The 11312-nt window shown below is 41.0% G+C and carries 12 protein-coding genes; 10 read left to right on the top strand and 2 right to left on the bottom strand.

All coding sequences use genetic code 11. The annotated features are described in order from the left end of the window. Window position 1 precedes the first annotated feature (1 nt). Genes KFE17_06460 through KFE17_06450 form a run of 3 tightly spaced genes read left to right on the top strand, consistent with a single transcriptional unit; the run spans window position 2 to window position 2448 of the window. Window positions 2-1042 (top strand): ABC transporter ATP-binding protein, encoded by a 1041-nt coding sequence (locus KFE17_06460; protein ID QUO33364.1) that lies wholly within the window; start codon window positions 2-4, stop codon window positions 1040-1042. Between the two features lie 5 nt (window positions 1043-1047). Continuing rightward, entirely contained in the window at window positions 1048-1977 is a 930-nt protein-coding gene (locus tag KFE17_06455) for an ATP-binding cassette domain-containing protein (GenBank protein ID QUO33363.1), read from the top strand. Between the two features lie 51 nt (window positions 1978-2028). Then, window positions 2029-2448 carry a hypothetical protein gene (locus KFE17_06450; GenBank protein QUO33362.1) on the top strand — a complete coding sequence of 140 codons (420 nt, stop codon included), beginning with the start codon at window positions 2029-2031 and terminating at the stop codon, window positions 2446-2448. Between the two features lie 79 nt (window positions 2449-2527). On the opposite strand, the gene KFE17_06445 is transcribed toward KFE17_06450, so the two are convergent. Then, a complete protein-coding gene (locus KFE17_06445) occupies window positions 2528-3202 on the bottom strand; it encodes a S1 RNA-binding domain-containing protein (GenBank protein ID QUO33361.1) in 675 nt (224 codons plus the stop codon). A 159-nt stretch (window positions 3203-3361) separates the two neighbouring features. Between KFE17_06445 and KFE17_06440 the strand changes: the two genes are divergently transcribed. Both KFE17_06440 and KFE17_06435 read left to right on the top strand, forming a co-directional pair. After that, window positions 3362-5011, top strand: coding sequence for a putative manganese-dependent inorganic diphosphatase (locus KFE17_06440; GenBank protein QUO33360.1), 1650 nt, complete (start codon window positions 3362-3364; stop codon window positions 5009-5011). Window positions 5012-5040: 29 nt separating this feature from the next. Further along, window positions 5041-5652 carry a flavin reductase family protein gene (locus KFE17_06435; GenBank protein ID QUO33359.1) on the top strand — a complete coding sequence of 204 codons (612 nt, stop codon included), beginning with the start codon at window positions 5041-5043 and terminating at the stop codon, window positions 5650-5652. Between the two features lie 92 nt (window positions 5653-5744). Here the strand turns inward: KFE17_06435 and KFE17_06430 are convergent, their stop codons facing one another. Continuing rightward, window positions 5745-7106 carry an MATE family efflux transporter gene (locus KFE17_06430; GenBank protein QUO33358.1) on the bottom strand — a complete coding sequence of 454 codons (1362 nt, stop codon included), beginning with the start codon at window positions 7104-7106 and terminating at the stop codon, window positions 5745-5747. 274 nt (window positions 7107-7380) lie between these two features. Between KFE17_06430 and KFE17_06425 the strand changes: the two genes are divergently transcribed. From KFE17_06425 to KFE17_06405, 5 genes are all read left to right on the top strand, one after another. After that, window positions 7381-8052 (top strand): polysaccharide deacetylase family protein, encoded by a 672-nt coding sequence (locus tag KFE17_06425; protein QUO33649.1) that lies wholly within the window; start codon window positions 7381-7383, stop codon window positions 8050-8052. 28 nt (window positions 8053-8080) lie between these two features. Further along, window positions 8081-8806: a tRNA threonylcarbamoyladenosine dehydratase gene (locus KFE17_06420; protein ID QUO33357.1), complete on the top strand. Its 726-nt coding sequence runs from the start codon at window positions 8081-8083 to the stop codon at window positions 8804-8806. Between the two features lie 2 nt (window positions 8807-8808). Next, on the top strand, window positions 8809-10155 hold the full coding sequence (locus KFE17_06415; GenBank protein ID QUO33356.1) for a replication-associated recombination protein A: 1347 nt from the start codon (window positions 8809-8811) through the stop codon (window positions 10153-10155). Between the two features lie 164 nt (window positions 10156-10319). Continuing rightward, window positions 10320-10502, top strand: coding sequence for a hypothetical protein (locus KFE17_06410; GenBank protein QUO33752.1), 183 nt, complete (start codon window positions 10320-10322; stop codon window positions 10500-10502). 13 nt (window positions 10503-10515) lie between these two features. Further along, window positions 10516-11247, top strand: a complete 732-nt coding sequence (locus tag KFE17_06405) for a GntR family transcriptional regulator (protein QUO33355.1) — start codon at window positions 10516-10518, stop codon at window positions 11245-11247. The last annotated feature ends 65 nt before the right edge of the window (window positions 11248-11312 follow it).

Here is an 11312-nt window from a genome sequence, read left to right as displayed (position 1 = left end):
TATGACAAAAGAACCAATATTGTCTGCGAAAGATGTGGAAATCCAGTTTAGCCTGCGTGGCAAAAAGCTGACGGCAATTCGCAGATGTTCATTAGACCTCTATGAAGGGGAAACACTTGCGATCGTAGGAGAGTCAGGTTCAGGAAAATCTGTATTTACAAAATCATTCCTGGGAATGCTTGATTCCAACGGACGCATTACAAACGGATCCATCATGTATGAAGGAAAGGATCTGGCAACATATAAAAAAGAGAAAGACTGGAGAACAATCCGCGGAAAGAAAATTTCTATGGTAATGCAGGATCCGATGACTTCTCTGAATCCACTGAAAAAGGTGGGAAAACAGATTCAGGAAAGTATTGAACTGAATCAGGGAATCAAAGGTGCCGAAGCTAAGAGCAAAGCACTTGAGATGTTAAAAAAGGTAGGAATTCCGGATGCAGAAAGAAGATTTAATCAGTATCCGCATGAATTCTCAGGTGGTATGAGACAGCGTGTTGTAATTGCAATCGCAGTTGCATGTCATCCGGATATTCTGATCTGTGATGAGCCTACAACAGCGTTGGATGTAACGATTCAGGCGCAGATTTTGAACCTGATCCGCGAGCTTCAGGAAGAACTGAAGATGACGGTTATCTATATTACACATGACCTTGGAGTTGTAGCTAATGTAGCTGATCGAGTAGCTGTTATGTATGCAGGACAGATTGTGGAATATGGTACTGTAAATGATATTTTCTATGATGCTTGGCATCCGTATACATGGGCGCTTCTGTCTTCACTTCCGCAGTTAGGCGTGAAGGGAGAGCCGCTCCCGACAATTGAAGGAACACCGCCGAACCTCTTTAATGAGATTCATGGTGATGCTTTTGCACCGCGTAATAAGAAAGCGCTTGCAATCGACTTTGAAGAGGAACCGCCATTCTTTGAGGTTTCTCCTACACACAAAGCGAAGACATGGTATCTTGATCCTCGTGCACCGAAGATTGAGCAGCCGGAAGCAATTAAGCGTCTTCGTGCAACTATGGAAGAGAGAGGGTAAGGCTTATGGCAGAAAAAGAAAAACTAATAGAGTTGAAAGATCTGCAGATTACCTTCGGAAGTGGAAAGAAGAAGTTTGTTGCAGTTGATCATGTAAACTTTGATATTTATAAAGGAGAGACGTTCTCTCTTGTAGGTGAGTCGGGATCTGGTAAGACAACAATCGGACGTGCGATTACAAGAATTAATCCGGTATCAGCCGGAGAGATTCTTTTCAAAGGACAGCGCATCAGCGGAAAGATTTCCAAAGAACTGGACTTAGAAGTAATCAAGAAATGTCAGATGATTTTCCAGGATCCGCAGGCATCTTTGAATGAGCGTGCGAAGGTAGATTATATTATCTCAGAAGGATTAATCAATCATCATCTGTATAAAGATGAGCAGGATAGATATAATAAGGTGCAGGATGCGCTTAGGGAAGTTGGATTGCTTCCGGAATTTGCATCCCGGTTCCCACACGAATTCTCAGGTGGACAGAGACAGCGTATCGGTATTGCCAGAGCGCTGATCATGCAACCGGAATTCATCGTTGCGGATGAGCCGATTTCTGCGCTGGACGTATCCATCCGTGCACAGGTATTGAACTTGCTGAACGAATTAAAGAAAACAAAAGGGCTGACCTATCTGTTTATTGCACACGATTTGTCCGTAGTAAGATTTATTTCAGATCGTATCGCAGTAATTCATAAAGGAAGGATTGTGGAACTGGCAGAGGCAGAGGAACTCTTCCTGCATCCATTCCACCCATATACAAAAGCGCTTTTATCAGCAGTTCCGATTCCGGATCCGATATTGGAGAAGAAGAAAAAACTGCTCGTATATGATCCATCTATGCATGATTATAGTGTGGACGGACCAGTTTGGGAAGAGATTCTTCCGGGACATTTTGTTTACGCAAATCAGAAGGAACTGGAAGAATATCGAAAAGAAATTTAAAAATAAGCCAGCCTGTCAAAGGCTGGCTTATGATATATAGAAGGAAACAAGATGATTAAAAAAATTCGTACCATATTTCAAAAGTATATGATCCGCCCAATGATATATCAGAGTGTTACAAAGATTGCTGTCGCACTTGTACTTTGCCTTTTGTGGGATAGATTCTTGAATCAAGAGCATTATCAATCAATCGTAGAAAGTGCGTTCTTTGTGGCGGGGTGTGTATTTGTATTGCTGGCCTGGATCCAGTATTTGCGTATGGATGGGGTTAGATTCCATCATCTGATGGAAGAGAGACAGGAGCATAAGAAACGAGCGCATGTGACAAAGGATATTGTGGATTTTGTCGATGAGAAGATTATTTCCTTTGGAGAATTGGCAGATGAAGAACAGATCGTGTGCAGATTTCTCGGAGATTTAATTTGTGCAGTAATTTTTTTTGTACCGTCTTTTATTGCGCTTGCCCTGTAAGCAGATCACATATTGCAATAAAAAGAGGTCGTGAGAAAAGCGTTTAGAACAGTAGCTTTCTCGCGACCTTTTTGAATCATTATGACAGTTTTATGTTCTTAAATAAATCTCCAAGTGTTGTTCCAATCTCTTCTGATTTTGGAAGTTCTACATGGATTTCTTCTTCTTCCTGTGCTTCTTCGATCAGCGCTTTCATACTGAGACTGATCTTGCCGTCTTTGATTCCGATGACTTTTACATCAACTTCATCGCCCACGTTAAGAACAGCAGACGGAGTCTTGATACGCTTATCGCTGATCTGGGAAATGTGTACCAATCCGGAGAGATCATCGCCGATGCTGACGAAAGCTCCGTAAGTCTGAAGTGATTCAACAGTTCCTTTTAAAACAGCGCCAACTTTAATGTTGGAAATCTTTTCTTCACGTTCTTTTTTTGCTTTCTCCTTCAAAAGCTCTCTGGCAGAAAGAACAAGACGGTTTTCCGCCTGGTCAACGTCAATTACCTGTACTTCAATATCTTTTAATAAATAAGTTTCCAGATCTTCAATGTAAGATAAAGAAAGCTTAGAAGCAGGAATGAATCCGCGGAGCCCTTCTACCATTGCGATAGCGCCGCCGTTAACAATTCCTTCGATTTTAACAGGAAGTACAGTCTTCTCTTCAAGGTATTTCTGAACACGATTCCATGGATTCGCATCGTCAAAGTGGTCTTCATAGTCTGCCATAGTTTCTGTTGTTAATAACTCTTCATTCATCCAATTCACCCTCATTTCGCTTTTATAAACACTGCTTACGCAATGTCTTCTTTCCTATTATATCATGTTTTGAAAAAGATTCAAAAGATTTTCAAAATAAGGTTGACGAAAGAAGAAAAACGTGGCACGCTAGACATATCACTCAGGGGGTGAAGAACTATGGAGATGAATAAAACAGGAAAAGTATATGTTGTAGGGCATAAGAATCCGGACACAGATTCTATCTGTTCTGCAATTGCATATGCGAATTTGAAGAGAATTCTGACAGGGGAAGAATATATTGCAAAGCGTGCAGGTGAGATTTCGGAAGAGACTTCTTATGTGCTGAAGAAGTTCCAGGTGGAAGCTCCGCCGCTTTTGACAAATGTAAATCTTCAGGTCAAAGATATGGACATTCACAGAGTGCAGGGAGTGCCGGGAAATCTTTCTATCAAAGAAGTGTGGAAGATGATGAAAGAAGACAATATGAAGTCGATGCCGATCACGAGAGATGAGCATCTGGAGGGTATGATTACCATCGGTGATATTGCAACATCTTATATGGATGTGTATGATAACCGAATCCTGGCGAATGCCCGTACGCAGTACCGCAATATTAATCATACATTGGACGGTGAAATGATTACAGGGAATGAGCATGGATATTTTGTAAAGGGGAAAGTTGTCATTGCAGCAGCCAGTCCGGATCTTATGGAAGACTTCATTGAGAAAGATGATCTCGTTATCGTGGGGAATCGTTATGAGACACAGCTTTGTGCCATTGAAATGGACGCAAGCTGTCTTGTTGTGACACAGGGATCAAAAGTATCAAAGACGATTCGTAAGATGGCAGAGGAGCGGGAAATCGTAATTATCAGCACTCCTCACGATACATTTACAGCAGCCCGTCTGATTAATCAGAGTATTCCGGTAAAGTATTTTATGACGAAAGACAATATTGTGGGATTTCGAACAAATGAGATGCTGGATGAAGTAAAAGAAGTGATGACAAAGAAAAAGTACAGAGATTTCCCGGTGACGGATAAGAAGGGACGCTTTGTAGGATTTATTTCCAGACGCAGGTTAATGACAGCCCGCAAGAAACGGGTAATTCTTGTGGATCATAATGAGAAGACACAGGCAGTGGACGGGATTGAAGAAGCAGATATCCTTGAAATCATTGATCATCACAGACTTGGCAATCTGGAAACGATCGGTCCGGTATTTTTCCGAAACCAGCCGGTAGGATGTACAGCTACAATCATTTATCAAATGTATCAGGAGAATGGCGTTGAAATTGATCCTACGACGGCAGCGCTGCTTTGTTCGGCGATTATTTCCGATACACTTATGTTCCGCTCTCCGACATGTACGCCGCTTGATAAGATGACAGCAGAGCTGCTTGCTCGAATTGCGGATATTAATATTGAAGAACACGCGATGAATATGTTTGATGCGGGAAGCAATCTGAAGGGCAAGACGGCAGAAGAAATCTGCTTTATGGACTTTAAGCAATTTGCAGTAAATCAAATGACCTTTGGTGTGGGACAGATTAACTCTATGAATCAGGAAGAACTGGATGCGATTAAAGAGAAAGTATCCGGTTGTCTGGAAGCTTTGCGCGAGAAACATGGATTAGATATGATTTATTTTATGTTGACGAATATTATAGAAGAGTCAACAGAGCTTCTTTGCTGTGGACATGGCGCGAAAGCAATTGTAATCGGTGCATTTGATCTTTCGGAGGACGAAGAGAAAGCCCTTTTGAAAGGAGTTGTTTCACGAAAGAAACAGCTTGTTCCGGCGCTGATGAGCCAGATACAGCAATAGCGTAGAATTTGATAACAGGAGAAATGAGAATGAAGAAACAGACATGGCGTCCCGGCAATATGTTGTATCCGCTTCCGGCGGTAATGGTAAGTGTTGGGGATCAAAATGGAAATACCAATATCATTACAGTGGCATGGACCGGAACAATTTGTTCTGATCCGGCGATGCTGTATATCTCTGTGAGACCGGAACGATATTCTTATCATATGATTCGGGAGAGCGGAGAATTTGTAGTAAATCTTACAACAGAGCAGTTGGCGAAGGCAACAGATTATTGTGGTGTGCGGTCTGGAAGAGATGTGGATAAGTGGAAAGAAACACACCTGACAAAGGGAAAAGCGAATGAGCTTGTATTTGCGCCTATTATAGAGGAGTGTCCGGTAAATATTGAATGTAAGGTAACGGAAGTGAAAGAGCTTGGCACACATCATATGTTTCTTGCTGAAGTAGTATCTGTTCAGGTTAGTGAGGAATATATGAATGAGAAAGGAAAATTCTGTCTGAATGATACCGGATTGATGGCGTATTCTCATGGAGAGTATCTGTCTCTTGGGAAGAAGATTGGAACTTTTGGTTACAGTGTAAAAAAGCCGGTAAAAAAACGTACACAGAAAAAGAAAAAAAATAATAGAGTTTTATAAGAAAAACCAGATAACGTCTGTCATACCGCATTATGACAGCGCTATCTGGTTTTATTTTTCAAAACTATTGAATTTTGCAGAAGCTTAGAGTTTTATTCCATTAGTGGTTTTACTGTATGTATATAAATCTTTCTTAATAAGATTGTACATAGAATCACGGAAATGATTTCTGCCAGAGGGAATGCCCACCAAACCATTTGTAAACCAAAAAGTTTACCGAAAATATATGCAGCGGGAAGGATGATGAAGAGCTGTCTGGCAGCAGACACAATGAGGCTGTAGACACCGTTGCCAAGCGCCTGGTAGACCGAACTGCAGATAATGGAGTAACCGGCAAATAAGAAGCTGAGACTGATGATCCGAAGCGCCGGAACACCGATTTCCATCATATGATCTGAAGCATCGAACATTGCCATGAAGGTTGCCGGGATTGTCTGGAAAAGAACGAATCCAACGAGCATAATGCCGGTTGCGATGTAGATGCTTAGCCGGATGACATGAGTGATTCTTTTAGGTTCCTTTGCGCCGTAGTTGTAAGCGATAATCGGGATCAGACCATTATTTAGCCCGAAGATTGGCATGAATACGAAACTTTGCAATTTAAAGTAAACGCCAAATACGGCTGCTGCGGTAGAAGAAAACATTAAAAGAATGTTGTTCATTCCGAACGTCATAAAAGATCCAATGGATTGCATAATAATAGAAGGCACACCGATTTCATAGATTGCTTTAATTGTCTTTCCACATGGGCGGAAATGCCGCATATTAATATTGATTTCCGTGTTTTTCTTACAATTCAGATAAAGTGACAACGAAACAGCAACGATTTGCCCGATAACAGTAGCAATGGCAGCTCCGGCTACTTCCAGACGTGGAAGTCCGAAAAGTCCGAAGATAAGGATTGGATCTAAAATGATGTTAATGATAGCTCCAAGTCCCTGCGTAACCATATTGTAGAATGTTTTGCCGGTAGACTGCATGAGGCGTTCGCCGGCAATCTGCATGAAAATCGCAATTGCAAAAAATGTTACAATCTGCATATATTGAGTGCCGTAGCGGATGATTTCAGGATCGGATGTCTGGGCACGGAAGAACGTGCCTGCTCCGGAAACACCGATGACTGTGAATACCAGTCCACTGATGATAGAAATAAAAATTCCATTTCTGGCAACGTCATTGGCGTTGTCATAGCGATGCTCACCAAGATATCTGGACAGCAGTGCATTGATTCCGACACCGGTTCCGACAGCGATGGCAATCATCAGGTTCTGGACCGGAAAGGCAAGCGATACTGCTGTAAGAGCAGCTTCGTTTAATTTTGCAACGAAAATACTGTCCACAACATTATACAATGCCTGAACGAGCATAGATAAAATCATTGGAAGAGACATGGTGATCAATAGCTTTGGGATTGGCATCACGCCCATTTTGTTTTGTTGTTTTTGTTCTGACATGATTTTCCTCCTTTCAAAATACCAATTTATTATGATAACATAATTATAAGAAAATAAGCAACTACTTTAAATGGATTTTTGTATTGTATTATGAAGAATTTGCGTTTAGAAGTTTGTGGAACATTTCATAAAGAAGAAAGAGGGTACATAGCATATAGAGATGTAGCATTCGGAGCAGTATATAATGAAAGAAAAGAAAAATGTGTACGTCAAAAGAAAGATATTAATAGTAGGAAAATTAGTTTTCCTTTTGCTTTGTATCCTCCTTCCGCATATGGAGCAGAAGGAAGCAGCGACAGCGGAGAAGGAGGAAGTAAAAATGGTCTCAGCCTGCCTTGAATGGGATCTGATGAAAACAGAAAAGGTGGATGGGAATGAAATTTCGGAAGAAAAGCCGAGAATCGCAATTACGTTTGATGACGGTCCCCATCCAAGATATACAGAACAGCTCCTTGATGGGCTGAAAGAGCGAGATGTGAAAGCTGCATTTTTTCTGATTGGGAAAAATGCAGCAGCTTATCCGGAACTTGTGAAAAGAGAATATGAGGAAGGACATCTGATTGGAAATCATACATTTCATCATGTGGATCTTGAAAAAATCCCGGAAGAGACTGCTATGAAGGAAATTGCTATGACGAATGAAGCGATTTCAAGTGTGACAGGAGAGATTCCACAGTTCATCCGTCCTCCGTTTGGAATTCGAAAAAAAGATCTGGAAGAAAAACTGAATGAGATTCCTGTTTTATGGAATATTGATCCGTTGGACTGGAATACAGAAAATGTAGATGAAATTGTTAATAAAGTAGTGACGAAGGCAAAAGATGGTGCTATCATTTTATTACATGATTGCTATCAGAGTTCTGTGGAAGCTGCGTTTCAGATCATCGATCATTTGCAGGAAGAGGGATTTGAATTTGTGCTTCCGGACCAATTCATTTTTGAATAGCAAAATAGAAAGATAAATGGAGAGACATATGATAAATGAATTTTCCAGAGCAGAATTGTTGCTCGGACAAGAAGGAATGAGACGCCTGAAAGAAGCAGCAGTAATCGTATTTGGTGTTGGAGGGGTAGGAGCTCATTGTATTGAAGCTTTGGCAAGAGGTGGAGTCGGAACGCTGATCCTTGTAGATAATGACAGGGTTTCGTTGACGAATATTAATCGCCAGTCTATTGCGTATCACAGTACCATCGGAAAATATAAGACAGAAGTCATGCGAGAAAGAATTAAAGATATTTCTCCGGAAACGGAAGTGTTTACACATGAACTGTTTGTGCTTCCGGAAAATCTGGAACAGGTATTTGACCGACCGGTCGATTATATCATTGATGCGATTGATACAGTTACGGCAAAGCTGGCGCTGGCAGAATTTGCACAAGCTCGTAACATTAAGATCATCAGCAGTATGGGAACCGGGAATAAACTGCATCCGGAACTTTTTGAAATTGCTGATATCAGTAAGACGAGTGTCTGTCCTCTCTGCAAAGTAATGAGGAGAGAACTAAAAGCCAGAGGAATCCGGCATTTGCAAGTTGTATATTCAAAAGAAGCGCCAATCAACATACAGGGTAAGAGCACCGGCGAACATACCGGAATGAGAAGGGCTTTGCCGGGGAGTGTTTCATTTGTGCCGCCAGTCGCAGGACTCCTTCTGGCAGGAGAGGTGATTCGACGGCTGGCAGGAATAGAAGAGGGATAAAGATGGATTTATTTGATTATGTAAGAGAAAATACAAAGGAAAAGGAATCGCCGCTTGCATCGCGGCTTCGTCCGACAACACTTGAAGAAGTAGTAGGACAACAACATATTATCGGGAAGGGAAAACTGCTTTATCGGGCAATTAAGGCAGATAAACTGAGCTCTATTATTTTCTACGGTCCTCCGGGGACAGGAAAGACAACCCTTGCAAAAGTAATTGCCAATACGACAAGTGCAGAATTTAAACAGATTAATGCAACTGTGGCAGGAAAGAAAGATATGGAGGAGGTCGTAAAAGCAGCGCAGAATATTCGGGGAATGTATCAGCGCAAGACCATTCTGTTTGTAGATGAGATTCATCGTTTTAATAAAGGGCAGCAGGATTATTTACTCCCGTTTGTAGAAGATGGAACGATTATTTTGATTGGTGCAACGACGGAGAATCCTTATTTTGAAGTAAACAGCGCGTTAATCTCCCGGTCAAACATTTTCGAACTTCACGCACTTTCAGCAGAAGATATTAAAAAGCTGATCCATCGTGCTGTATATGACAAAGAAAAAGGCATGGGAAGTTACCGCGCGGAGATTGATGAAGAGGCAGAAGAATTTCTGGCAGATATTGTAGGTGGGGATGCCCGTATGGCTTTAAACGCAGTCGAGCTTGCGGTACTGACAACAGACCGCAGCAGCGATGATAAGATTCATATTACATTAGAAGTCTTATCCGAGTGTGTTCAGAGAAGAGTTGTGCGTTACGACAAAAATGGAGATAACCATTATGATACGGTATCTGCATTTATCAAAAGTATGAGAGGATCTGATCCGGATGCAGCTGTGTTCTATCTGGCGAAGATGCTTTATGCAGGCGAAGATGTGAAGTTTATAGCGAGAAGAATCATGATCTGTGCATCGGAAGATGTGGGAAATGCAGATCCAATGGCGCTGACAGTGGCAGTATCAGCGGCACAGGCGGTAGAGCGGATCGGAATGCCGGAGTCGCAGATTATCTTATCTCAGGCGGCGAGTTATGTGGCATGTGCTCCAAAAAGCAATGCAGCGGTAAATGCCATTGCGGCGGCAATGGATTGTGTAAAACAGCATAAAACAACTGTTCCGGCGCATTTGCAGGATGCACACTATCGGGGACATGAGAATCTGGGGCATGGAATCGGTTACAAATATGCACATGATTATCCGAATCACTATGTCGAACAGCAGTATCTGCCGGATGAAGTGAAGGGCGAACGGTTTTATATTCTGGGCGAACTTGGATATGAGAAAGTGATTCGTGAGAGATTTCGGCAGATTGGTGTCAGAGGGTATCAGGAGGAAGAAAAAGGTAATGAATGACATTCCATTGATTTGATGTGGAAGATGCACTGTTAGAGCTGTTCAATAAGATCTTAGAGTATAATTATCATTGGCAAAAATAAAGGGAAGAGATCGAAACCTCTTCTCAATCATACAGATTTATCTTATTGTTTAATTGACGAGAAAAAACATAAGGAGTCTGTATGATGAATTCAATGATAAAGGAAAACGGTGTAACATTCAAGCAGTTGGAGAAAAATATTTATGCGTGGGTTTGCCAGATCGGCAGGGAGTTCACAAAAGAGTTCCTGGAACGGTATGACTGGATGCTGCAGGGGGACGGCGAGCCGGAGCCGTCAAGAATGTATGTGAAAACAACTAATTAAAAGAGGAATGTATATGGAAAATAATCGTTCAAGTAATAATTTGCCTCGATATATTGAGGTTTATAATAAGATTTTGAAGAACATTAAGGAAGGTTTATATGATGAAGACCATAAACTCCCGAATGAAAATGTTTTGGCGGAACAGATGGGGGTGAGCCGCATGACGCTAAGGCAATCGCTTCTTTTACTTCAGGAGGATGGTGTTATTGAATCAAAAAAAGGAGTTGGGAACTTTATACGTAAGCAAGCTGTAGTTTCGGTAACAGGCTTAGAGCAGATGGGGAATGTCTTAGAAAAGTGTGGTGTGCAGAACGTTGATAAAATTATATGTAACCCACAATTAGGTATGTCGAATTATTATAGTGATAGCGTTTTTGAACGGAAAATAATGGTTGTATGCGGCAGTAACTTATTTTTCTTCTCAAATGAAAAATGTTGCGCACATTGCTTTTCTGTAATACCGATGGATTTGGAGTTTATCTCTGAATATGATTTGATAGATTCAGAGCAAGCGGTAAAATTGATTACGCATGATATATATAATTATGCAAAAGCAATAAAATTCGAAATTAAAATAATGGAAGATGAGGAAAACTTAATTGATAATGGATTCGATATGGAATCAAAATTATTTGTATTAGTTATCGAAAAAATGTTGGATTGCAAAGGACGGGTGATCTGCTTAAACAAATATCATATTCCGATTGAAAATGTGAATATCAAAATCAATGCTTTGAAAAAATAGTTCTTTATAAGAATCTGTTGCAAACACTATGTAAAATAGTGCAAATGCAACAGATTTATTTTTTT

The organism is Faecalicatena sp. Marseille-Q4148 (assembly GCA_018228665.1).
Taxonomy (GTDB): Bacteria; Bacillota; Clostridia; order Lachnospirales; family Lachnospiraceae; genus UBA9414.
This window is presented reverse-complemented; position numbering and strand designations above follow the sequence as displayed.

Excerpts from the sequence above, each read along its gene's own strand:
- KFE17_06440 (QUO33360.1), top strand. The coding sequence starts at position 3,362 with ATGGAGATGAATAAAACAGGAAAAGTATATGTTGTAGGGCATAAGAAT.
- KFE17_06430 (QUO33358.1), bottom strand. The coding sequence starts at position 7,106 with ATGTCAGAACAAAAACAACAAAACAAAATGGGCGTGATGCCAATCCCA.
- KFE17_06405 (QUO33355.1), top strand. The coding sequence starts at position 10,516 with ATGGAAAATAATCGTTCAAGTAATAATTTGCCTCGATATATTGAGGTT.
- KFE17_06435 (QUO33359.1), top strand. The coding sequence starts at position 5,041 with ATGAAGAAACAGACATGGCGTCCCGGCAATATGTTGTATCCGCTTCCG.
- KFE17_06460 (QUO33364.1), top strand. The coding sequence starts at position 2 with ATGACAAAAGAACCAATATTGTCTGCGAAAGATGTGGAAATCCAGTTT.
- KFE17_06425 (QUO33649.1), top strand. The coding sequence starts at position 7,381 with ATGGAGCAGAAGGAAGCAGCGACAGCGGAGAAGGAGGAAGTAAAAATG.
- KFE17_06420 (QUO33357.1), top strand. The coding sequence starts at position 8,081 with ATGATAAATGAATTTTCCAGAGCAGAATTGTTGCTCGGACAAGAAGGA.
- KFE17_06450 (QUO33362.1), top strand. The coding sequence starts at position 2,029 with ATGATTAAAAAAATTCGTACCATATTTCAAAAGTATATGATCCGCCCA.
- KFE17_06445 (QUO33361.1), bottom strand. The coding sequence starts at position 3,202 with ATGAATGAAGAGTTATTAACAACAGAAACTATGGCAGACTATGAAGAC.
- KFE17_06410 (QUO33752.1), top strand. The coding sequence starts at position 10,320 with ATGATGAATTCAATGATAAAGGAAAACGGTGTAACATTCAAGCAGTTG.
- KFE17_06455 (QUO33363.1), top strand. The coding sequence starts at position 1,048 with ATGGCAGAAAAAGAAAAACTAATAGAGTTGAAAGATCTGCAGATTACC.
- KFE17_06415 (QUO33356.1), top strand. The coding sequence starts at position 8,809 with ATGGATTTATTTGATTATGTAAGAGAAAATACAAAGGAAAAGGAATCG.